22 protein-coding genes are annotated in these 22746 nt (G+C 64.5%); 14 read left to right on the top strand and 8 right to left on the bottom strand.

All coding sequences use genetic code 11. From position 1 onward, the window contains the following. Positions 1-147 precede the first annotated feature (147 nt). From I6F35_RS25095 to I6F35_RS25130, 8 genes are all read left to right on the top strand, one after another. Positions 148-1074, top strand: a complete 927-nt coding sequence (locus I6F35_RS25095) for a calcium-binding protein (RefSeq protein ID WP_225120330.1) — start codon at positions 148-150, stop codon at positions 1072-1074. Next, positions 1017-1445 carry a hypothetical protein gene (locus I6F35_RS40255; protein ID WP_275945492.1) on the top strand — a complete coding sequence of 143 codons (429 nt, stop codon included), beginning with the start codon at positions 1017-1019 and terminating at the stop codon, positions 1443-1445. Before I6F35_RS25095 ends, I6F35_RS40255 begins: the two co-directional genes overlap by 58 nt. 127 nt (positions 1446-1572) lie before the next feature. Further along, positions 1573-2205, top strand: a complete 633-nt coding sequence (locus I6F35_RS25105; RefSeq protein ID WP_225120331.1) for a hypothetical protein — start codon at positions 1573-1575, stop codon at positions 2203-2205. Continuing rightward, positions 2163-2840, top strand: a complete 678-nt coding sequence (locus I6F35_RS25110) for a hypothetical protein (RefSeq protein ID WP_225120332.1) — start codon at positions 2163-2165, stop codon at positions 2838-2840. The genes I6F35_RS25105 and I6F35_RS25110 overlap by 43 nt, the downstream gene beginning before the upstream one ends. A gap of 68 nt (positions 2841-2908) precedes the next feature. Next, positions 2909-3871: a M23 family metallopeptidase gene (locus I6F35_RS25115; protein WP_225120333.1), complete on the top strand. Its 963-nt coding sequence runs from the start codon at positions 2909-2911 to the stop codon at positions 3869-3871. Between the two features lie 159 nt (positions 3872-4030). Further along, positions 4031-4846, top strand: coding sequence for a 4-hydroxy-tetrahydrodipicolinate reductase (gene dapB / locus I6F35_RS25120; RefSeq protein ID WP_225120334.1), 816 nt, complete (start codon positions 4031-4033; stop codon positions 4844-4846). Between the two features lie 67 nt (positions 4847-4913). Next, positions 4914-5537: a 2,3-bisphosphoglycerate-dependent phosphoglycerate mutase gene (locus tag I6F35_RS25125; protein ID WP_225120335.1), complete on the top strand. Its 624-nt coding sequence runs from the start codon at positions 4914-4916 to the stop codon at positions 5535-5537. After that, positions 5534-6064, top strand: a complete 531-nt coding sequence (locus I6F35_RS25130) for a GNAT family N-acetyltransferase (RefSeq protein WP_225120336.1) — start codon at positions 5534-5536, stop codon at positions 6062-6064. Before I6F35_RS25125 ends, I6F35_RS25130 begins: the two co-directional genes overlap by 4 nt. 141 nt (positions 6065-6205) lie before the next feature. Here I6F35_RS25130 and I6F35_RS25135 read toward each other — a convergent pair whose 3' ends face one another. Together I6F35_RS25135 and I6F35_RS25140 are read right to left on the bottom strand one after the other, a co-directional pair. Continuing rightward, entirely contained in the window at positions 6206-7102 is an 897-nt protein-coding gene (locus I6F35_RS25135) for a bifunctional helix-turn-helix domain-containing protein/methylated-DNA--[protein]-cysteine S-methyltransferase (protein ID WP_225120337.1), read from the bottom strand. A gap of 54 nt (positions 7103-7156) precedes the next feature. After that, complete coding sequence (locus tag I6F35_RS25140; protein ID WP_225120338.1) at positions 7157-7675, bottom strand: DUF2244 domain-containing protein; 519 nt, start codon at positions 7673-7675, stop codon at positions 7157-7159. Between the two features lie 22 nt (positions 7676-7697). Here I6F35_RS25140 and nth point away from each other — a divergent pair, with 22 nt between their 5' ends. The 3 genes from nth (at position 7698) to I6F35_RS25155 (ending at position 11332) form a co-directional block, all read left to right on the top strand. Then, positions 7698-8462 carry an endonuclease III gene (nth, locus tag I6F35_RS25145; protein WP_225120354.1) on the top strand — a complete coding sequence of 255 codons (765 nt, stop codon included), beginning with the start codon at positions 7698-7700 and terminating at the stop codon, positions 8460-8462. A 70-nt stretch (positions 8463-8532) separates the two neighbouring features. Further along, positions 8533-9693, top strand: a complete 1161-nt coding sequence (locus I6F35_RS25150) for an HlyD family secretion protein (protein WP_225120339.1) — start codon at positions 8533-8535, stop codon at positions 9691-9693. After that, positions 9683-11332, top strand: a complete 1650-nt coding sequence (locus I6F35_RS25155) for an MFS transporter (RefSeq protein ID WP_225120340.1) — start codon at positions 9683-9685, stop codon at positions 11330-11332. Before I6F35_RS25150 ends, I6F35_RS25155 begins: the two co-directional genes overlap by 11 nt. Here I6F35_RS25155 and I6F35_RS25160 read toward each other — a convergent pair. Together I6F35_RS25160 and nikR are read right to left on the bottom strand one after the other, a co-directional pair. Next, on the bottom strand, positions 11321-12070 hold the full coding sequence (locus I6F35_RS25160; RefSeq protein WP_225120341.1) for a sulfate transporter family protein: 750 nt from the start codon (positions 12068-12070) through the stop codon (positions 11321-11323). The two genes, I6F35_RS25155 and I6F35_RS25160, sit on opposite strands and share 12 nt — an antisense overlap. Before the next feature lie 142 nt (positions 12071-12212). Next, entirely contained in the window at positions 12213-12653 is a 441-nt protein-coding gene (gene nikR, locus I6F35_RS25165) for a nickel-responsive transcriptional regulator NikR (protein WP_225120342.1), read from the bottom strand. 274 nt (positions 12654-12927) lie between these two features. Between nikR and I6F35_RS25170 the strand changes: the two genes are divergently transcribed. Beyond that, positions 12928-15000 (top strand): TonB-dependent receptor, encoded by a 2073-nt coding sequence (locus I6F35_RS25170; protein WP_225120355.1) that lies wholly within the window; start codon positions 12928-12930, stop codon positions 14998-15000. A gap of 5 nt (positions 15001-15005) precedes the next feature. On the opposite strand, the gene I6F35_RS25175 is transcribed toward I6F35_RS25170, so the two are convergent. Beyond that, on the bottom strand, positions 15006-15893 hold the full coding sequence (locus I6F35_RS25175; RefSeq protein WP_225120343.1) for a YiiX/YebB-like N1pC/P60 family cysteine hydrolase: 888 nt from the start codon (positions 15891-15893) through the stop codon (positions 15006-15008). A gap of 189 nt (positions 15894-16082) precedes the next feature. On the opposite strand from I6F35_RS25175, the gene I6F35_RS25180 reads away from it, so the two are divergent. Beyond that, on the top strand, positions 16083-17507 hold the full coding sequence (locus I6F35_RS25180) for an NAD(P)/FAD-dependent oxidoreductase (RefSeq protein ID WP_225120344.1): 1425 nt from the start codon (positions 16083-16085) through the stop codon (positions 17505-17507). After that, positions 17507-18175: an adenine nucleotide alpha hydrolase gene (locus tag I6F35_RS25185; protein ID WP_225120345.1), complete on the top strand. Its 669-nt coding sequence runs from the start codon at positions 17507-17509 to the stop codon at positions 18173-18175. Before I6F35_RS25180 ends, I6F35_RS25185 begins: the two co-directional genes overlap by 1 nt. 818 nt (positions 18176-18993) lie before the next feature. On the opposite strand, the gene I6F35_RS25190 is transcribed toward I6F35_RS25185, so the two are convergent. From I6F35_RS25190 to I6F35_RS25200, 3 genes are read right to left on the bottom strand one after another with little or no spacing between them, the layout of a single operon-like run. After that, positions 18994-19770, bottom strand: coding sequence for a sulfite exporter TauE/SafE family protein (locus tag I6F35_RS25190; RefSeq protein WP_225120346.1), 777 nt, complete (start codon positions 19768-19770; stop codon positions 18994-18996). Continuing rightward, on the bottom strand, positions 19767-22175 hold the full coding sequence (pheT, locus tag I6F35_RS25195) for a phenylalanine--tRNA ligase subunit beta (protein WP_225120347.1): 2409 nt from the start codon (positions 22173-22175) through the stop codon (positions 19767-19769). The genes I6F35_RS25190 and pheT overlap by 4 nt, the downstream gene beginning before the upstream one ends. Further along, on the bottom strand, positions 22172-22603 hold the full coding sequence (locus I6F35_RS25200; protein ID WP_225120348.1) for a DUF559 domain-containing protein: 432 nt from the start codon (positions 22601-22603) through the stop codon (positions 22172-22174). The genes pheT and I6F35_RS25200 overlap by 4 nt, the downstream gene beginning before the upstream one ends. Between the last annotated feature and the right edge of the window lie 143 nt (positions 22604-22746).

A 22746-nucleotide genomic window follows, 5' to 3' on the forward strand; every position in this document is an offset into this window, starting at 1 on the left:
GACGCCGCCCCCCTTTCATCCAAGGTTGCAACCGTCGACGTCCACATCAATCGGTGATGGACAGTGAAGTAGCCGGCTCAGCAATCGAGACGTCCGTCGCGGGACGCAGGCCAACCCGCAAGCGTCTATGTGTAGGGAGCGGAAATCATGGCACTCATCATTGGAACAGCAGGCGACGATGTACTGCCCGGCACAGCGGACCCCGATGAGATCTTTGGTCTGCAAGGCAACGACACCATCACCGGATTGGAGGGCGACGACACCGTAAGCGGCGGGGCGGGAGACGACGACATCGATGGCGGCGCCGGCAACGATACTCTCAACGGCAATGCCGGCGACGACACCGTCGCGGGCGGCGAGGGCGATGATACGATCAACGGCGGCGCGGGAGTAGACACGCTGTCCGGAGACGCCGGCAACGATACCATAAACGGCGGCGCTGGAGACGACAACATCGACGGTGGCGAGGGCGACGATACCCTCAACGGCAATGCCGGCAATGACACGGTCGCGGGTGGCGAGGGCAATGACACGATCACCGGCGCCGCGGGAGACGACACGCTTTCGGGCGATGCTGGCGATGATACGCTGAGTGGCGGGGTCGGCGACGACACCTTGAACGGCGGCGAGGGCATCGACCTGCTCAATGGTAACCTCGGTGACGACACGCTGAACGGCGATGCCGGAACCGATACGCTCAACGGCGGCCTCGGCGATGATACGCTGAGTGGCGGCGACGATGATGACGAGCTCAACGGCGGCGACGGAAATGATACGCTGGCCGGCGACGCCGGCAACGACACCATCGACGGAGGGGACGGGGCCGACACCGCGGACGGCGGCGAAGGCGATGATACGGTGTCCGGCGGCGATGGCGACGACATCCTGGCCGGAGGTGCTGGTGTCGATGACGTCAGCGGCGGTCTCGGCGATGACGAACTCAGCGGCGACGACGGTGCCGACACGCTGGCGATGAGGGCGACGACACGCTCGATGGCGGCAACGGAGCCGACATCATGGATGGCGGCGACGGAGCCGATGCGCTGGCCGGCGGGGCGGGAGGCGATACGCTGAACGGCTCAGCAGGCGATGACGAGCTCGACGGCGGCAACGGTGCCGACACCCTCGATGGCGGTGAAGGCGATGATCTGCTGACGGGCGGTGAAGGCACCGATACGCACAACTTCGGCGACGGCACGGGTGCCGAGTTCGGCGATGACGAAATCACCGATTTGGACTTCGCCGACGAGGATGTCGTCAACGTCGACGCGCCTGACGGCTTCGATCCGACCACCGTTGTTGTCGATGACGACGGCACGAATACCGTGCTCGACTTCGGCTTCGGCACGATCCAGCTCGACGGCATAACGGGCGGAGCAACGCCGTTCGAATCGATCGAAGACATCAATAATGCCGCGGGATACGACGTTATCACAGTGGCATGACGATAACTGCAGCGGGGCGGTCAGCCGCCCCGCTGCTGCATTCTGAAGTGTAGAGTTCTTAGTGATATTTCGGCCGTTCATGTATTCGCGCTGCCATCGTGAGATTCCAGCGTCTGGCCAACGATCGTTGCTCGGATCGATTCCGGGACGGGCTACTTTTGTCTGGATCGTCGCCTTCAGCGTATCGATCAATATGCTGCTGCTCGTCGTGCCCTTCTACTCGATCGAAGTGTTCGACCGGGTGCTCAGCAGCGGCAGCGTCGAGACCCTGGTTGGCCTCAGCCTCATTGCCGCAACCGCACTCATCTTCAGCGCCGCATTCGAGATCCTGCGCAATCGCCTGCTCAGTCGCTTTGCCGTTCAGTTCGAACGCCATCTCGCCCCGATCGTCCTTGAAGGCACGATCATGGGAGCCGCCGCGCGGAACGACGGCAGGACGAACGCGCTCGTAAAGATCCGCGAACTCCGCAGTTTCTTGTCGGGCGGCCCGGTCGGATCCTTGATCGACGCGCCGTTCCTCCCAGGCTTCGTCCTCATTCTCTTCTTCCTGCATCCCTGGTACGGCGTGATAGCGCTGATCGGAACCGCGATCCTGCTCGTGCTGGGCGCCATAAGCCACCGGATTGCGCGCAGGAAATCGGGCAGGCGACGCAGGCGGCACAGGCGACGCAGTCGGCCCTCGACGGGATCATCCGGCATTCCGACCTGGTGCGGGCCATGGGCTGGACCCGCGGCGCCATCCGCGAGTTCATGGATCTGAGTGACGAGGCGCTGTCGCCGGTGGTCCGCGCCAGCGAACGGGTCCACACCATCGCCGCAATCGCGCGGATGGTAAGAACGATCCTGCAGATCGCTGCGATCGGCTGCGGCGCCTGGCTCGTGCTGCAGAACGAGGTGCTCTCCGGCAGCTTGATCGCGAGTTCGATCCTGATCGCCCGGACGCTGCAGCCGATGGAAGGCTTGATCTCGGCGTGGCGCGGGCTGACCTCCGCCCATGAAGCATGGAAGCAGGTCCAGGCGGCCGCAATTCCGGTCCTTACACAAAAGAGAAAGACCCTGCTTCCCTCTCCGTCGGGAAGGATCAAGGTCGAGCGGGTGACATTCCGGACCGGCGCGGCCGATCGAGCGATCCTGGCCGGCGTGACATTCGAGTGTCGGCCTGCAGAGATGGTCGCCGTGATCGGACCGACGGGGGCGGGCAAGTCGACCGAAGCAACCGTCAGAACCTATACCAAGCGCATCATGCTGAAATTGGGAATTAACCGACAGTCCGAGTTCTTTTTGCTCTACCATCTCACACAATCTCCTTTCGGTGCGGGCAGGCGTGAGAAGGCGGCGAGCCACGCTTTGTCGGAATGTCAGCCGAAAGGAAATGATCCTGCGCTGGATAGTTGATAAGCTTCCGCCAGATGATGCCTAGGCCGTTCATCATATCTCAGGGATTCATACGGTCCGTCTCAGCGATGGTGGCGGCAATCGGCTTTGCCTGCTCCGCCCGCGCGGAGAATATAGAGCTGGGAATGCCGGTCGCCTGCGAGATAGGCCGGACCTGCTATATCCAGAACTATGTTGATGACGATCCTGCGGAGTCGAGCCGCGACTACAAATGCGGCACGCTCACATACGATGGACACAACGGAACAGACTTCCGCATACCCTCACTCGCGGCGCAAAGGTCCGGCGTAGACGTGCTCGCTTCCGCAAGCGGCCGCGTTCTTCGCATGCGCTACGGTGTGCCCGATGGTGCGTTCAGCAAGACAGCGCGCGAGGCCGTGCGCGACGTCGAATGCGGCAACGGCGTCCTCATCGAACATCCCGGCGGCTGGGAAACCCAATACTGCCATATGGCGAATGGCAGCCTGGCGGTGAAGCCCGGCGACGACGTCGCCCGCGGGCAACGGCTTGGCCGCATCGGTCTCTCCGGTCTCACCGAATATCCTCACCTGCATTTCACCGTCAGGTACAAAGGGGCCGTCGTGGATCCCTTCGCCTATGGGGCCGCTCCCGGCTCATGTGGCGGCGGAGAATCTCTTTGGCAGCCCGCGCTCCGCGTCCCGCTTGCCTATCAGGAACGGGCGGTCCTGAACTCCGGATTCACGAGCGGGCCGCCGACCATGGAACTCATTGAGGAGGCGCGTGTGGACGGGCAGCCCGTATCCGCCGACTCCCCGGCTCTGGTTGTCTTTGTCCGCGCCATCGGGCTGAAGGCGGGAGACGCTCAGGGGCTCGTGATCAAGGACCCGCAAGGAAAAGTTCTTGCCGACAATCGAGCCGCACCGCTCCAGAGCAACAAGGCGCAGTACATGTTGTTTGCAGGCAAGAAGCGCCCGCCAAACGGCTGGGACCATGGCACCTACAAGGCGACCTACACCGTCGAACGCGATGGCCGGGTCCTCTTGGAAAAGCAATTGGAACTAACGCTATAGCTGCTTGGGATGCCGGCTGAGCGATCCCGTCTCGGCAAGGGCCTATCCTTCTGCCCGCCTTGTTTCCCCGGCTCTCCTTCGGCTCCCGGAACATCTCGCCAAGACGACTCGGTTGCCGGAATGGCCCGCGCCAGCTATAGGGCGTGGAGAGGAAAAGCCATGGCCGATATGCGCTTGATCGTTGCAGGGGCTGGCGGCCGGATGGGCCGCGCCCTGACGCGTGCCATCTCGGAGACGCCGGGCGCCGTTCTGACCGGTGCGCTGGAAGCGCCCGGCTCCGAGCTCCTCGGCGAGGATGCCGGGGTGCTCGCGGGTCTGCCGGCCAACGGCGTCAAATTGTCGGCTGACCTTTGGTCGCTCTCGGCCAATGCCGACGGCATCCTGGATTTCACCGTGCCGGCGGCGACCATCGCCAATGTCGCCATCGCGGTCGAGCGTGGCCTCGTCCATGTCATCGGCACCACCGGGCTGTCAGCCTCAGATGATGCTGTCATCCGAAGCGTCACCAACCGCGCCGTCGTGGTGAAGTCCGGCAACATGAGCCTTGGAGTCAATCTCTTGGCCGCCCTCGTCAAGCAGGTCGCGAAGTCGCTCGACAATGCATTCGACATCGAGATCGTCGAGATGCACCACAAGGCCAAGGTCGACGCGCCCTCCGGCACCGCCCTTCTGCTCGGCGAGGCCGCCGCGGCCGGCCGCGGCATTGCGCTCGACAAGCACTCGGCGCGCGGCCGTGATGGTCACACTGGCGCGCGCCGCACCGGTGATATCGGCTTTGCGTCGCTGCGCGGGGGCACCGTGACCGGTGACCACAGCGTGATCTTCGCCGGCCCGCATGAGCGGATCACACTGTCGCACCTTGCCGAGGATCGCATGATATTCGCGCATGGCGCGCTGAAAGCCGCGCTATGGGCGCATGGCAAGAAGCCCGGGCTATACTCCATGATGGATGTGCTAGGCCTCTCCCACCTCTAGTGCATGATCCGGAAAGTGGGAACCGGTTTTCCGAAATGATCGTGCGCAAACAAGAACGGAATTTGGAATGAACGATCGTCTTCTCGTGCTGGTGCGCCATGGCCAGAGTGAATGGAATCTGAAGAATCTCTTCACCGGATGGAAAGATCCCGATCTCACCGAACAGGGCATTGCCGAAGCCAAAGAGGCGGGCCGCAAGCTGAAGGCACAGGGGCTGTCCTTCGACATCGCCTTCACGTCGGTGTTGAAACGGGCGCAGCATACGCTCGATCTGGCGCTCGCCGAAATCGGCCAGACCGGATTGAAGACTTTGAAAAACCTCGCGCTCAATGAACGCGACTACGGCGATCTCTCCGGTCTCAACAAGGACGACGCGCGTAAGAAGTGGGGCGAGGAGCAGGTCCTGATCTGGCGCCGCTCCTATGACGTATCTCCGCCGGGCGGCGAAAGCCTGAAGGATACGCTGGCGCGCGCGCTGCCCTATTATGTGCAGGAGATCCTGCCCTGTGTGCTGCGCGGCGAGCGCACGCTGGTCGCCGCCCACGGCAATTCGCTGCGCGCGCTGATCATGGTGCTGGAGAAGCTGTCACCCGAGCAGATCCTGAAGCGCGAGCTCGCGACCGGCGCACCGATCGTCTACCGACTCAACGCCGATTCCACCGTCGCCTCGAAACTCGATCTCGCGGCGTGAGCGGCGGTGTCGAGATCTTCGTTCTCGACGCGCCCATACCGGACGCAGCCCTCGATCAACTCGCATCGGTTCTCGTCGATTGTGTCGACGGCGGCGCGAGCGTCAGCTTCATGGCACCGTTCTCGCAAGCCGAAGGGCTTGCGTACTTTCGTAAGGTTGCTGATGCGGTCGCGTCAGGCGACGCCGTGCTGCTCGCGGCAAAGCGCGATGGCAAGATCGTCGGCACGGTCCAGTTGGGTCTCGACACGCCGCCCAACCAGCCGCACCGCGCCGATGTGAAGAAAATGCTGGTTCACCGTTCCGCGCGCGGGTGCGGCATCGGCGCAGCGCTGATGGCGCAGGTCGAAGCCGAAGCGACCAGACGCGGCCGCTGGCTGCTCGTGCTTGACACTGTGCCGGGTGAAAACGGTTATCGCCTCTACAAGCGCGCGGGCTGGACCGAGAGCGGGATCATCCCGAACTACGCGCTGTTTCCCGACGGCCGACTGTGCGACACCGCGGTGTTCTGGAAGCGGCTGGATCACTGATTGCGGCGATTACTCAGCCATAAACAGAGCGTCGTATGATGGGTAGAGCGCAGCGAAACCCATCGCGCACCGGAAGCGGCGGCAACGTCGATGATGGGTTTCGCTGCGCTCTACCCATCATACACCCTACGAAATCCTTCTTTACTGCAACCCGAGCCGCCCGGCTTCCCAGCCGAGCATGGCCTGCTTGCGGGTGATGCCCCAATGATAGCCGGTGAGCGCGCCGCTCTTGCCGAGCGCGCGATGGCAGGGCACCACGAATGAGACCGGGTTGCGGCCGACCGCGGCGCCGACGGCGCGCGAGGCCTTCGGGCTGTTGATCTTGCAGGCGATGTCGGAATAGGACACCGCGCGTCCCATCGGGATCTTCAGCAGCGTTTCCCACACCCGCACCTCGAAATCGGTGCCGATCAGGACCACGCGCAGCGGCTGGTCCGGCCGCCACAGTTTCGTGTCGAAGACGCGCTGTGCAATCGGCGCCGTGCCTTCGGTGTCCTCCACATAGGTCGCGTTCGGCCAGCGCCGGCGCAGGTCGGCAAATGCCGCCGCTTCGTCGCCGGGATCGGCAAATGCGAGGCCGGCCAGACCGCGGGCGGTGGCGATCACGATCGCGGTTCCGAATGGCGAGGGGTGGAAGCCGTAGTGCAGCGTCATGCCGGCGCCGCCAATCTTCCATTCGCCCGGCGACATCGCCTCATGGGTGACGAAGAGATCGTGCAAGCGGCCCGGGCCCGAGAGTCCCGAATCGAGCGCGGCATCGAGCACGCTCGCGGAGTCGCGCAGCAGGTTCTTGGCGTGGTCGAGGGTGAGCGCCTGCATGAACGCTTTCGGCGTCAGCCCGGCCCAGCGCCGGAACAGATGGTGCAACTCGTCAGGCGTCACGCCGGCGGCATCCGCCACCGCCTCGATCGTCGGCTGCGCACGCCAGCGCTCCGAGATGAAGGCGATCGCGCGCCGCACCGAATCGTAGTCGCGCAGCGCGGCGCTCTGGAGGCCCGGCTTGGCAAGGCGCTGGTCATGGATGGCGAGTGTCATCATGGGGGCTGATTTAGGAGACATGCGGCTGCTCAACCACCCGTTTTCCGATAAACCTCAGTGAATCGGATTATAGGTCGGCCCGCGCTTGGCGGCGTTCAGCGCTGCCACTAAAGCTTTGGCAAAGCTGGCTTTTTCGTCCGGACCCAGGAAACTGCCGATATCGACGCGGCGTCCCCGGGAAACCAGATAGAGCCGCTCGATGCCGAACTCGGCATCGACCTGCTGCTCGAACTGCACCCACAGGGGATTGAGCACCCATTCCGCGACATGGCCGCGATGGCTGACCCGGCGCACCCTTAATTCCGACGGCGTCACCGTGATCTCCTCGCACGCCAGGGCCGTGCGGAAATTGACGCGGAAGGCCCAGTAGATGACCAACACGTCCAGGCCGAAGAAGCCGAACACGGGCCAGGCGCCCAGCCACCAGAACACGGCGCCGGCAGCAAAGCTGACCACGCTGACGATGCTCATCAGCACGATGAAGCCGGTGCGGCTCAGCGAACGGTGCGGCGTCAACAGCGCGGAAAACAGCTCCGGCTCAAGCGTCGGGTCAAAGTCATTGCTTGCGGTCATGGCCTACCAGTATATGCCGATCATGGCCAAAATCATCCGCGCTCAACGCGCCAGGAAACCCAGTGTTCGATCCGCGCCGAAAAAGCCGGCAAAGAAGCCGGTGGCCAGGCCGCCTGCGCGCGCGACAAAGAGATCCCTTAAAGCGCCGAAGCCCTGGACCCCGGCCGAAGTGCGCGACGCATTCGAGCGATTCCGCAAGGCCAATCCGGAGCCGAAGGGGGAGCTCGAGCATCTCAACCCGTACACATTGCTGGTTGCCGTCGTGCTGTCGGCGCAGGCGACCGACGCCGGCGTCAACAAGGCGACGCGTGCGCTGTTTGCCGTCGCCGACACGCCGCAGAAGATGCTCGCGCTCGGCGAGGAGAAGCTGCGCGACTATATCAGGACCATCGGCCTTTATCGCACCAAGGCAAAGAATGTCATCGCGCTATCGGAGAAGCTGATCTCGGAATTCGGCGGCCAGGTGCCGCGCACCCGCGCCGAGATCGAGTCGCTGCCCGGTGCCGGCCGCAAGACCGCGAACGTCGTGCTCAACATGGCCTATGGCGAACACACCTTGGCAGTCGATACCCATGTGTTCCGCGTCGCCAATCGCACCGGGCTTGCGCCCGGCAAGACGCCGCTCGAGGTTGAGCTCGGACTGGAGAAAGTGATTCCGGCCGAGTTCATGCTGCATGCGCATCACTGGCTTATCCTGCACGGGCGTTACACCTGCCTCGCACGGAAACCGCGCTGCGAGGTATGCCTGATCAACGATCTTTGCCGCTGGCCGGAAAAGACGGTCTGAGCGATGATCGGTTCTTTCCACCGGCAACTGTCTCGGCAGTTCCGTGGCAGAACGACCTGGGGAATGTACCTTGAGTGAGCAGAACCAAATCGCCCCGGCGCCCCTGAACAGGATTGCGCCGTCGCCGGCTCCGGCCCCCACGGCTCCGCCACCCAAGCCGTCGGTTGCACCTTCGAGCACCTGGGGGCGGCTGGCGATTCCGGTATTCGCCGTGCTCGCCGCCTTCGCCTTTATTGCGCTCGCCACATTGCGCTGGGACGAATGGGTGGGCGCCGCCACGATCCAGACCACCAACGACGCCTATGTCCGCGCCGAGCTGACGCGGCTGAGCAGCCGTGTTGCCGGCGAGGTGTTGACAGTGGCAGTGAAGGATTTCCAGCACGTCAAGGCCGGCGACCTCCTGGTGCAGATCGATCCCGCCGATTACCAGGCCCAGGTCGCACAGGCGGAAGCCGGTGTTGCCGCCGCGCAGGCCGCGCTCGACAATCTGAACAACCAGGTCGAACTGCAATACGCGACGATTGCGCAGGCCGAGGCCGCGCAAGTCTCCGCGGCGGCGTTGGAGGTCGAGGCACGTCAGGAACAGGAGCGCCAGCAATCGTTGTCGCAGACCGACGCGGGCACGCGGCAACGGCTCGAGCAGGCGACGGCGGCCTATGCAAAAGCGCAGGCCGATGTACGCGCGAGCCGCGCCGTGATCGCCGCGCAGCGCCATCAGCTCGAGGTGCTGCAGGGTACCAAGAAACAACGCGCCGCCGATCTCGATGCCGCCAAGGCGCAGCTCGCCGCCGCGAAGCTCAAGCTCGGCTACACCAAAATCGTGGCGCCGTTCGACGGCGTTGTCGGTGAGCGACAGGTGCAGCCGGGCGATTACGTCAATATCGGCACCAATTTGATCAATGTCGTGCCGCTGCCGAACGTCTATGTGATCGCCAATTACAAGGAGACCCAGCTCACGCGGGTGCGTCCGGGCCAACCGGTCGAGATCACCGTCGACAGCTTCCCGCGCGAGAAACTTCGTGGCCGTGTCGAGCGCATTGCGCCGGCCAGCGGCTCGCAATTCGCGCTCTTGCCGCCGGACAATGCCACCGGCAATTTCACCAAAGTCGTGCAGCGCATCCCGGTCCGCATCCAGTTCGACGAAAACCAGCCGCTGCTGTCACGCCTGCTGCCCGGCATGTCCGTGGTCACCAGGATCAATACCGGCGGTGCGGAGACCAATGGCAGATAATGACGATGCCGGCCACGGACCGGTCTCGCAGGGCGGCATCGCGCGACAGCCGCTGTTTGCGGTGGCCGCGGTGCTGCTGGGCTCGTTCCTCGCCAATTTCGACAGCCGGCTGACCACGGTCGGCCTGCCGGACCTGCGCGGCGCCTTCTCGCTCGGTTTCGACGAGGGCGCCTGGCTCTCCACCGCCGGTATCGGTTCGCAGATCTTCATCGCGCCGGCGGTCGCCTGGCTCGCGACGGTGTTCGGCCTGCGCCGCGTGTTGGGTATCCCAAGTCTCGTCTATGCCGGGGTGTCGCTGATCATTCCGTTCGTCGACCATTACCCGACGCTGCTCGCGCTCAGCATCGTACACGGCCTGCTGCTCGGCACCTTCGTGCCGGCGACGCTGATGATCGTGTTCCGAAATTTGCCGATCCGCTGGTGGATTCCGGCGATCTCGATCTACTCGATCCGCGTCGGCTTCGCGCTTGACACCTCGACCTCGCTGGTCGGTTTCTATGTCGACCATCTCGGCTGGCAATGGCTGTACTGGCAGGGCGTCGTCATCGCGCCCCTGATGGGCCTGATGGTCTATCTCGGCACGCCCGATGAAGCCGTCAACAAGGATCTGCTTCGCGATGCGGATTGGGGCGGCATGCTGCTGCTCGGCACCTCGGTGTCGATGATCTATGCCGGTCTCGACCAGGGCAACCGGCTCGACTGGCTCGAATCCGGCACGGTGATGGCGCTGCTGCTTGGCGGCGCCGCGCTGTTCGTCGTCTTCCTGATCAACGAGGCCATGGTGCGGCAGCCCTGGGCGCATGTGAACGTGCTGTTCTCGCGCAACATCGGGTTATCGCTGGTCGTCATTCTGCTCTACACCCTCGCCAGTCTTTCCAATTCATCGCTGGTGCCGAACTTCCTCAGCACGATCGCGCTGATGCGGCCGGAGCAGAGCGGCGTCCTGCTGCTGACCTACGGCGCGCTGCCGATGTTCGTGCTGGTGCCGATCTCGATCTATCTGCTCAGGCATTTCGATCCGCGCACCGTGGTCGTCCTGGGATTCTCGGCGTTCGCGGCCGCCAATCTCTGGGCTACGCAATTGACCGATGAGTGGGCGCGGGAGGACTTTATCGGCATCGTCATCCTGCAGTCGATCGGGCAGTCGCTGACGCTATTGCCGGTCATCATCATGGCGCTGTCCAATTCCGATCCGAGCCGCGCCACGGCGTTCGCCGCCTATATTCAGATCATGCGGCTTGGCGGCGCCGAGATCGGTGTGGCGCTGATGGGCACCTGGCTGCGGGTCCGTGAGCAGATCCATTCCAACTATATCGGACAACACGTCGCCAATGGCGATGTCGATGTCATGCGCATGCTCAAGCAACTCGCCGACCAATTCGCCGCGCACGGCATCGGCCTCGCTCAGGCGCGCGCAGTGGGAACATTGGCGGCGCTGGTGCAGCGCGAGGCTAATGTGCTCGCCTATATCGACGGTTTCTGGCTGTGCTTCTGGCTTGCGATGACCGCGCTGTTCTTCGTCGCTCTGATCACCCGTGCACCGCCTGGGCCGTTTACGCCGGAGCCGTTCGGCTTTGCCAAGATGCTGATGCGCAAGTGCGGAATGTCGGCAGCCGGACCACCACGATCAACGTACTGATATTCCCTGCCGCCGCGACTCGAGCAATTCCGGCCTCGGACCCGACAGGCGCTTGTGCATGTGGACCATGAAGGCCATGCCGAACAGCGGCGTCGCCAGATTGACGATCGGGATCGACACGAAGGCGGCGATGATCAGACCGGCGGTGAACACGGTCGCGGCGTTGTCCCGGCGCATCGCTTTCGCTTCTGCGGGCGGCCGGAACCGCATCGCCGCCAGCTCGAAATATTCGCGGCCCAACAGCCAAGCGGTGGCGAGGAAGAAGATCAGGAAGCCGGCGCCGGCGAACAGCACGAAAGGCAGCGCGATCAGATAGACCAGGATCGTCAGCAGCGCGGTCTTGACGCCCTCGGCCATGGCGAGGTTGAACGGCAGCGCGACGCCGGGCTGTTCGGCCGGATAATGTTCGCGCTCGACGTGGTCGGCGACGTCATCCACGAAAAGGCTCGCCACCAGCGAGGTGATCGCGGGCATCAGGAAGATGCCGCCGAGCACCACGCCAAGGCCGGCGGCGATCGAGACGATCCAGGACAGCACGTTGAGCGTGGAGTGGAAGTTGGGGCCGAGCAGGCCCTCGGCCCAGACCGAGCCATACTCGGCAAACCAGCTCAACAGCCGCTGCAATCCGATCGCGAGCACAGTCACCAATACCAGCGCCACGCCGATCGAGCGCCACAGGATCGAGCGCATCGGCGGAGACAGGATTTGCGTGAGCGCCTTGACGGCGGCATCAATCATCGTGGGTTTACCTCCAGAAAGCCCCCGCGAGACGTAGATATACTTCGTGGCCTCGGCAAGGGTGCCCTCTATCGTAGGCCGGGTGAAGCGTAGCGTAACCCGGGAAGGTATCGCCGGTCGAAATCCCGGATTGCGCTACGCCTCAGTCATGCCGGTGTCCGTGCTTGCGCGGCTTCTTGCCCGGCGCGGTCGGGATCATCACGACGCGGCCATAGCGCACGCCGCGCTCGGCGATGACGTGGTCGGCGAGATGGCGGACATCGCCGGCGGCGCCTTTCAGCGCGGTCACCTCCATGCAACTGTCGTCGTCGAGATGGACATGCAGCGTCGCCAGCGAGAGATCGTGGTGACCATGGAAGTTCTGCACCAGCCGCTTCGACAGGTCGCGCGCGGCGTGGTCATAGACATAGACCAATGCGGCCACGCATTGGCCCGAAGCCGCCGTGTCCTCCGCGCTCTGCTGCAGTCCCGCGCGGGCAAGATCGCGGATGATCTCCGAGCGGTTCTGGTAGCCGCGCGCTTTTGCCGCGGCATCGATCTCGCCGAGCAGGTCGTCCTCGATGGTGATGGTGATCCGTTGCATCAGAAGTTTCCGTTTGGTCTCGCGCGTCGCCAGTATGATATTATTCTTGTAACGTCATACTCAGCTTGCTAGCCTCGACGGGCCGGGTTGAAGTCGAACTGGTTGCCTGTCGAATTGTAGCAGGTGCCATGCGGGGGCATGGGCATTGCGTAAACTTGTCGGGTGGATTTTTTCCACCGCCTCCCTTGTTGTTCTCACGTCGGCGGCGCAGGCACAGACTGCTGCGGTCGGGATAGGAAACCAGCTTCCATCCGTCACGGTGACCTCGCCGGAGATGACGCCACCGAAGCGGGCCAGGCAAGCCGAACAGCCGCGTCGCTTGCGGGCCGGCCGAAATCCTCACGCCGCTCCATCCGGCCAGCCTGCTTCGGCGGCGAACGGCGTTGCCTCCGGTCCGGGAGATTCGGATACTGCCAATCTTCGGCCCACTGCCGCAAGCGAGATACGCATCAGCGGCGAGGAGGTGAATGCCTTGCCGGTGTCGCGCGTCGGCGAGGCGCTCGAAGTGGTGCCGGGCCTGATCGTCACCCAGCACTCCGGCGAGGGCAAAGCCAACCAGTATTTCCTGCGCGGTTTCAATCTCGACCATGGCACTGATCTAGCGATCACCGTCGACGGCATGCCCGTCAACATGCCGACCCATGGCCATGGCCAGGGCTACGCCGACATCAATTTCCTGATCCCGGAATTGATCAGCTCCGTCAACGTCCGCAAGGGCCCATACTATGCCGACACCGGCGATTTCTCCTCCGCCGGCAGCGTCGGCATCGATTATGTCAACCGGCTGCCGAAGAACCTTGCCCAGGTGACCTTCGGCAGTTTCGGCTATCAGCGTGGGCTGGCGGCAGGCTCCGCGGCGATCGGCGAGGGCACGCTGCTCGGCGCGATCGAGGCCAACAAATATGATGGCCCGTGGGACGTGCCTGACGATGTGCGCAAGGTGAACGGCGTGTTGCGCTACAGCCAGGGCACCGCGACCGATGGCTTCACGCTGTCGGCGATGGCTTATTCCAACGGCTGGACTTCGACCGACCAGGTGGCGCAGCGCGCGATTGACCAGGGCCTGATCAACCGGTTCGGCTCGCTCGATCCGACCGACGGCGGCACCTCGAGCCGCTTCAGCCTGTCCGGCAATTGGGCGCAATCGGGTGAGTACGGGCAAACCCGCGCGAATGCCTACGTGATCCGTTCGTCGCTGCAGCTCTTCAACAACTTCACCTATTTTCTCGACGACCCTGTTAACGGCGACCAGTTCAGTCAGCTCGATCGCCGCACCATCTATGGCTTCCATGCCAGCCATGCTTTCGATGCGCGCGTCGCCGGCATCGAGACGCAGACCCGCGTCGGCCTGCAGACCCGTGGCGACGACATCGAAGTCGGCCTGTTCAGGACCTTCCAGCGCGAGGCACTCTCGACGGTGCGCAACGATCGCGTGCAGGAGGGCAGCGCCGGCCTGTGGGCCGATACCACCGCGCGCTGGACCGACTGGCTGCGCACAACGGTCGGCATCCGCGAGGATTTCTTCGCCGGCCACGTCTTCAGCGACACGCCGCAGAATTCCGGCAATGCGCAAGCCGCGATGACGAGCCCCAAGGCCGGCATCGTGCTGGGCCCGTGGTACAAGACCGAGTTCTACGGCAACGCCGGCTACGGATTGCATTCGAACGACATCCGTGGCGCCACGATCACCGTCGATCCCACCGACAAGGTGACGCCGCTCGATCGCGTGCCGCTGCTGGTCCGCTCCAAGGGCGCCGAGGTCGGAATCCGAACCAAGGCGATTGAGGGCCTGACCAGTTCGCTTGCGGTGTTCGTGCTCGATTTCGATTCCGAGCTCCTGTTCGTCGGCGATGCCGGCACTACCGAGGCGAGCCGTCCGAGCCGGCGCGTCGGTATCGAGTGGACCAACCAGTACAGGCCCGTGCCGTGGATGCGGGTCGATTTCGATCTCGCCTATACCCGCGCCCGCTTCACCGATTTCGACCCCGTGGGCAATTTCATCCCGGGCGCGCCGGCCTGGGTTGCCAGCAGCGCCGTGGCCTTCGGCCATGAGACCGGCTGGTTCGGCGCCCTGACCGCGCGTTATTTCGGGCCGCGCCCGCTGATCGAGGATGACAGCGTGCGCTCGCAATCGTCGCTGATCTTCAACGCCCGCGCCGGCTATCAGTTCGACAGTGGCATGCGGGTGCAGCTCGACGTGTTCAATCTCTTCAACGCCAACACCAACCAGATCGAATACTACTATTTATCGCGCCTGCCAGGCGAACCGATCGATGGCGTCGCCGATCGCCACATCCACCCGGCTGAGCCGCTCGCGGTCCGCCTGACGCTGGCTGCGCGCTTCTAGCGCAATCAGGCCGCGAGCTCCGGCGCCTTCATTTCCGTATCTTCAGGCGAAACCGGAAGCGGCGTCTCCTGGTCAATCGCTTCAGGAACAAGCGGCGGCGATTTTTTCTGAAACACACTGAATTCGCCCGCCACCTCCTCGAGCGGCTTCTGCTTGTCGGCCCAGTGCAGGGCGGTGTAGTCGAAGCCGTGCACGATGGTGGGTTTGACGACTTCGAAATAGGGCGAGATGTCGAAGTCGCGCGGCATGTAGAGCGAGGAATCACGGATGTGCAGGATCTCGCGCCGCGCCTTGCGGCTGGAGGTGCGTGTGATCTTGGGCAGGATCGGATAGCGCACGGCATCGAAGGCCTGCGCGATCAGCGCCGAGCAGATGATCTTGGTGGGATCGCCGGAGCCGAAGGCAATCATCCGCCGCCGCCAGCGCTGCGGCACCGGCATCGGGAACAGGTAGCGTGCGAGGTCAACGATGTTCTTGGTGTCGTAGCCGAAGCCGATCCGGTTGATGGCATAGCGGCACACCGTCTCGCGGTCCTCATAGGACAGGCCGACCGGGCGGCAGAGCCGGGTGTGATAGGGAAAATATTTCGACAGCGGCGCGGACGTAACGCCTTCGCCGATATTGGCCTCGATCAGCACATGCGGCTCGCCGTCGGGTTCGCCGGCGCCGTCGACCGGACCGACATAGAGTGCCGCATGCGACCAGGTTGACTGCGTGAGGTATTTGATGATGCCGGAAATGCGGTTGTTGCCTTCGACCAGCAGCACATCGCCAGGCTGAACCACGCCGCGCAGATGCTCCGGATCGCTCGGCGTGAACGGCTCGTAACCCGGGATCTCCTTCTGCAGGTAGCCCGCGATCACCTTGCCGATCGTGTCGAGCATGACGCCCATAGTGTTCCCCCCGCGCGGCTTGCCCTTCCGCTTTTTGGTTCCTTATCATGGTCGCGAGCCGTTGCAATTTAGTTCATCGACGCAGCCGATCAATCATGATTGATTCACCGTAATGGTTGCTGCGCCGCATGAGATGCGGCAAGGTTCGCGAACCGTTCCCATTTGCTTCAAGCCTGCGGAAACCATGATATGAGGATCACCCGCCGCAACTTCCTGTCGGCGTCCGCAGGCATTGCCGCAGCTCCGTTGCTTGCCGGCCGCGGTGCGGCCGCGCCCGCGCGTGTGCGCGAGGCCGACATCGTGGTCATCGGCGCGGGCGCTGCCGGTATTGCTGCGGCGCGGCGCGTGTTGGCGGCGGGCCGCAAGGTGATCGTGCTGGAAGCGGCGAGCCAGATCGGCGGCCGGTGCCAGACCGACAGTTCGACCTTCGAGGTGCCGTTCGATCGCGGCGCGCGCTGGACGCACAATCCCGAGGCCAATCCGATTGTCAGGCTCGCGCGCACCACGGGCCTCGAAGTCATGCCGGCGCCGGCGGGCCAGAAGATCCGGATCGGCCGGCGCAATGCGCGTCCCGGCGAGACCGAGGAATTCCTGGCAGCGCTGGTGCGCGCCAATCGCGCGATCGATGATGCCGCGCGGCGAAGCGACGTATCCTGCGCCTCGGTGCTGCCGAAGGAGCTTGGCGATTGGGCCAGCACGACGGAGTTCGTGCTCGGCGCCAGCTTCACCGGCAAGGACCTCAAGGAGATCTCGGTCGTCGACAAGGCACGTGCGCAGGACCGCGCCAGCGCGACCGCCTGCCGGCAGGGGCTCGGCACGTTGATTGCCAAGCTCGGCGAGCAGTTGCCGGTGGCGCTGTCGACGCCCGCCGACCGCATCTCCTGGAGCAACCGCGATGTCGTCGTGGACACGCCCTCCGGCAAAGTCCAGGCGCGCGCCGCCATCATCACGGTTTCGACCAATGTGCTTGCGGCGGGCAAACTCAAATTCGACTCCGATCTTCCCAAGCGTATCGGTGATGCCGTCGCGAAGCTCAGCCTCGGCAGTTATGACCGCATCGCGCTGCAGATACCGGGCAATCCGTTTGGGCTTGCGCGCGACGATGTCCTGATCGAGCAGAGCAACTCGACGCGCACCGCGCTGCTCTACGCCAATGTGGGCGGGGCATCCCTGTGCACGGTCGACGTCGCGGGCTCGTTCGGCCGCGATCTCTCGGAGCAGGGCGAACAGGCGATGGTGGCATTCGCGACGGAATGGCTGAAGAAGCTGTTCGGCAGCGATGCGGTGGCCGGCATCAAGAAGTCGAGCGCCACGCGCTGGAACGCTTCGCCCTATATACTCGGTGCGATGTCGGTAGCCGCGCCGGGCGGGCAGGCCGCTCGGCGAGCGTTGATCGATCCGGTCGGCTGCATGTATTTCGCCGGCGAGGCCACGCACGAAACCTTGTGGGGTACGGTCGACGGCGCCTGGGAGAGCGGCGAGCGGGCCGCGGAAGGGGCGCTGCGTCGGATCGGCGCGTTGCCGGCGGCACCGGCGGCGGCACCGCCACCCCAGAAGCAGCGCCGGCGCGCGCCACCGGCGCAATCGGCCCAGCCGCGAGGGCTGTTCGACTGATGCCACGGCCGAAGGCGCTGATCTCGTGGTCAAGCGGTAAGGACAGCGCGTTCGCATTGCATGAAGTGATGCAGGCTGGCGAGTTCGAGGTGGTGGGCGCGCTGACGACGGTCACCGAGACCCTTGAGCGCGTCGCGATCCACGGCGTACGCCAGCAGATTCTGCGTGCGCAATGCGAGGCTGTCGGACTGACGCAGCGGATCGTGCCGATTCCGCACCCCTGTTCCAACGAAATCTATGAGGCGCGCATGGGCGAAGCGGTCGCGCGGGCTGTCGCCGACGGCATCACCCACATGATCTTTGGCGATCTCTTCCTCGCCGATATCCGCGCCTACCGCGAGCAGAAGCTGGCGGGCACCGGGATCACGCCGATCTTCCCGCTGTGGGAACGGCCGACGGCAGAGCTGGCGCAAGCCATGATCGCGAGCGGGCTGGAGGCTCATCTTGCGACCGTTGACCTGAAGCGGCTGCCTGCGGAATTCGCCGGCCGCCGGTTCGATGCGCAGCTTCTCGCCGATCTTCCTGACGGCGTCGATCCATGCGGCGAGAACGGCGAGTTTCACACCTGCGTGGTCGCCGGCCCGATGTTCTCGCATCGGCTCGCCGTTGCCGTCGGCGAGCGGGTGCAACGCGATGGTTATGCGTATTGCGATCTGGTGATCGGCTAGCGGCGTAGGGTGGGGCAAAGGCGCGTCTATCGCGCCGCCTCTCCGCCTATGCAGGCAATGGATTGCCGCGGCGCTTCGTGCCTCGCAATGACGGGGGGAGAGGTTCTGATTCAATTGTCAAACAGCTTCTCCGCGGTCATCGTCCGGCTTGACCGGACGATCCAGTATTCCAGAGGCGGTCGTGCTTACGCGGAGAGGCCGTCGGGTACTGGATGCCCCGCCTGCGCGGGGCGTGACGGTGGAGGGGATATGAGTTCACGTTCTCGCGGCATTGATTGCCCGAGTCTTGCGCCTCGTTTCGCCCTCTTCGATAGCTGAGGGCGCAGGGAAAGCCGGGTGCCGGTTGCACCCGTGGGCCCCGTGCAACAAAAAGCACGGGGGTAGGACCACAGGTCAACCGAAGCAACTCCGGCTTTCCCTGCGCGATGGTTTACGGCTTACTTCGTGCTCTTCTCGGTGACCGGGCTTTCTTGCCACCGTCATCTCTCGCGCAAACTTTGCGCAAAAAACTTAGCGCCAGCGTCGGGGCGCCAGAACCACACGACTTCGCCGTCCGTAACGCGCGTGCTCGTCAGTCACACGCTTCACGTCCACCGCATCTCACCGCAACGTTCGTGACGATCGCGAGCCGCCCCTCTTTCGGGTGAGACGCGCCGAGTCATAGTGCTGATTTGCCCGACGGCGGAAGCGGAATGTTTTTTGCGGCAAGGCTGGACGGGCCAAATCACGTTGGTTGGATTGAGGAAATCCGTGCCGGCACGCACGCGCCATTCCGGCGCGCCCCGGAATGACGACGGAGGTGACGTTCCCGCGTGAATCTAGCTGCCGCGCAGCACGCCGTCGAGGATGGGCAGGCCAACGATGACCGCCGCGGCGATCAGGGCGTAGCAGATAGTACGGAAGGTCTTGTCGCTGGCCTTGCCGAACAGGGAGGCGCCGAACCAGACGCCGACGGCGTAGACCGGACCGACGACCAGCGAGAACTTGAGGGAATCGGCGGTGATCAGGCCGGTGAAGAGATAGCTGGCGACGGAGAAGAAATCCGAGGCGCCGAAGAACAGCACGATGTTGGCGCGCGCGATGATGGAAGGGATTGGGCGGCCGAGCCAATAGCCCACGATCGGCGGACCGCCGGTCTGCGCCAGCCCGCTGCAAAAGCCGGACAGGCCGCCGATGCCGATTGAAAGCGCTGCGTGGTCCTTGCCGCGGTAGCGCCAGCCCGACAGCAGCAGTGCCATCAGCGCGGCGACGAAGCCGGAAATGATCCAGCGCGTGGTCACGGGATCGAGCACGCTGAGAAAATACGTGCCGATCGGCACGCCGACGAGCGCACCGAGCACCATGATCGCGGTGGCCTGGCGCTCTGCGTGCTTCCAGGCATTCGGAACCAGCGGCATGGCGGCAACGAAATCGATGATCAGGAGCAGCACCGCCACCAGGCGCGGCGCCGCAATGCTGCTCGCCAGCGGCATGAAGATCAGCGCCGAGCCGAAGCCGGAAAAGCCGCGCGCCGTGCCCGAGACGAAGGCGATGGCACAGATTGCGAGCGCAACGTTGAGGCTGACCTCGGACGGGAGGAGACCAGACGGGCTCATCCCCGGAGAACGCCGCCGGTCTTCTTCGTGACATCAGCGACGATCTTGCCCGCCACCGCGTCGATCTCCTGGTCGGTCAGCGTCTTCTCGCGCGGCTGGATCGTCACCGTGATCGCGATCGACTTCTTGCCGTCCTCCATGCCCTTGCCTTCATAGACGTCGAACACGCTGACTTCGGTGATCAGCTTCTTGTCGGCGGCCAGCGCGGCGCGAACGATATCGCCGGCCCTGACGCTGCGATCGACGATGAAGGCGAAATCGCGCGACACCGGCTGGAACGCGGAGAGTTCGAGCGCCGGCTTGGCGCGGGTCGGCTTGCGCTTGGCCTCCGGGATGCGATCGAGGATCACCTCGAACGCCATCATTGGCCCATCGGCGCCAAGCGCCTCCAGCGCGCGCGGGTGCAACTCGCCGAAATGACCGAGCACGTTCTGCGGTCCGATCTGGATCGTGCCGGAACGTCCGGGATGCAGCCAGGCCGGGCCGCCGGGCACAATCTGCAGCGCCTGCACCGGCGCGCCGGCCGCCGCCAGCACGGCGAACACGTCGGCCTTGGCGTCGAACGCATCAGCGCTGGCCGAGCCGGACCAGCTGCGCCCGACGCCTTCCGACGAGGCGAAGCCATGACGCACGCCGGAGGCGGCGACGAACTGGTCTTCCGGCCTGTCGCCCTTGAACACCTGGCCGACCTCGAACAGTGCAACGTCAGGATAGCCGCGGTTGATGTTCGCCTGCGCCGCCGCGACGAGGCCGGGCAGCAGGCTCGGCCGCATGTCCGAAAGATCGGATGCAATCGGGTTGGCGAGCACGAGCGCGGCCTGTCCGCCGCCGAACAATTCCGCCGCGGGCTTGGAGATGAACGACCAGGTCACGGCTTCCACCATGCCGCGCGCAGCCAGCGCGCGCTTGGCGCGGCGGGTGCGGAGCTGGATCGGGGTCAGCACCGGTTTGCGCGGCTCCTCGCCGCGATCGAACGGCGTCTCCGGCACCTTGTCGACGCCGACGATGCGGACGATCTCCTCGACGATGTCGGCCTTGCCATGCACGTCCGTGCGCCACGACGGCACCGCGATCTTCACCACCGGTCCGGCGCCTGCGACCATGAAGCCGAGATGGCTGAGGATGCGCTTCGTCTCGACCAGCGGCACCTCGATTCCCGCGAGGCGCTTGACCTCGGTCAGCGGGAAATCGATCACGCGGTCGTCGCCGAAGCGATTGCCGACCACGATGTTTTCCGACGGCGCGCCGCCGCACAAGTCCATCACCATCTTGGTCGCAAGCTCGAGGCCCGGCACCATGAAGGCCGGATCGACGCCGCGCTCGAACCGATAGCGCGCATCTGAGTTGATGCCGAGCTTGCGTCCGGTCTGGGCGATGTTGATCTCGTTCCACAGCGCCGATTCGATCAGCACATCGGTGGTGTTCTCGTCGCAGCCGGAGGCTTCGCCGCCCATGATGCCTGCAAGCGATTCGACGCCGGCGTCATCGGCGATCACGCACATCGAGGATTCGAGCGTGTAGGTGCGGCCGTCGAGCGCGAGCAGCGTCTCGCCCTCGCGGGCGCGGCGCACCACCAGATTGCCCTTCACCTTCTTCGCGTCGAACACGTGCAATGGGCGCGCGCGGTCATAGGTCATGAAGTTGGTGATATCGACCAGCGCGTTGATCGGCCTGAGGCCGATCGAGGCAAGGCGCTTCTGCAGCCATTCCGGCGATGGGCCGTTCTTGACGCCGCGCACCAGCCGCAGCGCGAAGCCCGGGCAGAGCGAGGCGTCCTCCACCGTTACCGTCACGGGGGAGGGGAATTCGCCCTTGATCGGCTTGATCGCGGGGTCGATGAACTTGCCCATGTCGGCGGCGGAGAGATCGCGTGCGATCCCGTGCACGCCGGTGCAATCCTGCCGGTTCGGCGTCAGGTTGATCTCGATGACGGGATCACCGAGCCCGGCCCATTCGGCATAGCCCTGGCCGACCGGCGCATCGGCCGGCAGTTCGATGATGCCGTCATGATCGTCGGAAATCTCGAGCTCGGCCGCCGAGCACAGCATGCCGCGGCTCTCGACGCCTCGGATGGTGCCGACGCCGAGCGTGATGTTCTTGCCGGGAATGAAGGTGCCAGGCGGCGAGAACACGCTGATCAGGCCGGTCCGCGCATTCGGCGCGCCGCAGACCACCTGCACCGGTGCAGCGCCGTTGCCGGTATCGACCATGCAGACCCGCAGACGATCGGCATTGGGATGCTGCTCGGCCGAGATCACCCGCGCAATCGTAAAGGGGGCAAGCGCCTTCGCCTTGTCCTCGATGCTCTCGACCTCGAGCCCGATCATGGTGAGCTTGTCGGCGAGCTTTTCCAGCGGCTCGTCGGTGTCGAGATGTTCCTTCAGCCAGGAGAGCGTGAATTTCATGGTGTTTGCTTTTCTTGTTCCCTCTCCCGCCTGTGGGGAAGGGCCAGGGTGGCTCGCTCCACGACGGCAGCGGCAATTGTTTGGAGCACGCCCGCGCGATTGGTCATGATGTCGAGATTGCTGACGCGGAGGACCTTGAAGCCCTGTGCTTCGATCACCGCGGAGCGCGCCGCATCGGCCCGCTCGCCTTGATCGGAAAAATGCTGTCCGCCGTCGAGTTCGACGACCAGCTTCGCGGCGCGGCAGACGAAATCGGCGATGAAGCTTTCGATCGGGACCTGGCGGCGGAAGCTGATGCCGTTCAGTCGGCGATTGCGAAGCTCCGACCAAAGGATGCGTTCCGCATCGGTGGAGTTTCGCCGAAGAGCGCGGGCGTTGGCGCGCAGGCGGTCGGAGACCTTCCAGTCCGGGTGTTCGGGATCAACCATTGAAAGCCCCGTTGTGGAGACACCCTTGTATCTGCTCGGACATGATTTGTGCGATGGAAGCGACTTGCGCTTTGGCCGGTGGCCACCGGCCAAAGCGCGTGGCGATGTCGCCCGTTTCCCCCTCCGGCTACAACCGTGGGTGA

Origin of the sequence: Bradyrhizobium sp. BRP22 (assembly GCF_020194175.1) — a bacterium.
Taxonomy (GTDB): Bacteria; Pseudomonadota; Alphaproteobacteria; order Rhizobiales; family Xanthobacteraceae; genus Bradyrhizobium.

Bases quoted from the DNA above. Each gene is read 5' to 3' on its own strand.
- I6F35_RS25180 (WP_225120344.1), top strand. From the start codon at position 16,083: ATGAGGATCACCCGCCGCAACTTCCTGTCGGCGTCCGCAGGCATTGCC.
- dapB (WP_225120334.1), top strand. From the start codon at position 4,031: ATGGCCGATATGCGCTTGATCGTTGCAGGGGCTGGCGGCCGGATGGGC.
- I6F35_RS25160 (WP_225120341.1), bottom strand. From the start codon at position 12,070: ATGATTGATGCCGCCGTCAAGGCGCTCACGCAAATCCTGTCTCCGCCG.
- I6F35_RS25110 (WP_225120332.1), top strand. From the start codon at position 2,163: ATGGGCTGGACCCGCGGCGCCATCCGCGAGTTCATGGATCTGAGTGAC.
- I6F35_RS25115 (WP_225120333.1), top strand. From the start codon at position 2,909: ATGGTGGCGGCAATCGGCTTTGCCTGCTCCGCCCGCGCGGAGAATATA.
- I6F35_RS25185 (WP_225120345.1), top strand. From the start codon at position 17,507: ATGCCACGGCCGAAGGCGCTGATCTCGTGGTCAAGCGGTAAGGACAGC.
- I6F35_RS25200 (WP_225120348.1), bottom strand. From the start codon at position 22,603: ATGGTTGATCCCGAACACCCGGACTGGAAGGTCTCCGACCGCCTGCGC.
- I6F35_RS40255 (WP_275945492.1), top strand. From the start codon at position 1,017: ATGGATGGCGGCGACGGAGCCGATGCGCTGGCCGGCGGGGCGGGAGGC.
- I6F35_RS25135 (WP_225120337.1), bottom strand. From the start codon at position 7,102: ATGATGACACTCGCCATCCATGACCAGCGCCTTGCCAAGCCGGGCCTC.
- pheT (WP_225120347.1), bottom strand. From the start codon at position 22,175: ATGAAATTCACGCTCTCCTGGCTGAAGGAACATCTCGACACCGACGAG.
- I6F35_RS25155 (WP_225120340.1), top strand. From the start codon at position 9,683: ATGGCAGATAATGACGATGCCGGCCACGGACCGGTCTCGCAGGGCGGC.
- nth (WP_225120354.1), top strand. From the start codon at position 7,698: ATGGCCAAAATCATCCGCGCTCAACGCGCCAGGAAACCCAGTGTTCGA.
- I6F35_RS25170 (WP_225120355.1), top strand. From the start codon at position 12,928: ATGACGCCACCGAAGCGGGCCAGGCAAGCCGAACAGCCGCGTCGCTTG.
- I6F35_RS25140 (WP_225120338.1), bottom strand. From the start codon at position 7,675: ATGACCGCAAGCAATGACTTTGACCCGACGCTTGAGCCGGAGCTGTTT.
- nikR (WP_225120342.1), bottom strand. From the start codon at position 12,653: ATGCAACGGATCACCATCACCATCGAGGACGACCTGCTCGGCGAGATC.
- I6F35_RS25190 (WP_225120346.1), bottom strand. From the start codon at position 19,770: ATGAGCCCGTCTGGTCTCCTCCCGTCCGAGGTCAGCCTCAACGTTGCG.
- I6F35_RS25175 (WP_225120343.1), bottom strand. From the start codon at position 15,893: ATGGGCGTCATGCTCGACACGATCGGCAAGGTGATCGCGGGCTACCTG.
- I6F35_RS25125 (WP_225120335.1), top strand. From the start codon at position 4,914: ATGAACGATCGTCTTCTCGTGCTGGTGCGCCATGGCCAGAGTGAATGG.
- I6F35_RS25095 (WP_225120330.1), top strand. From the start codon at position 148: ATGGCACTCATCATTGGAACAGCAGGCGACGATGTACTGCCCGGCACA.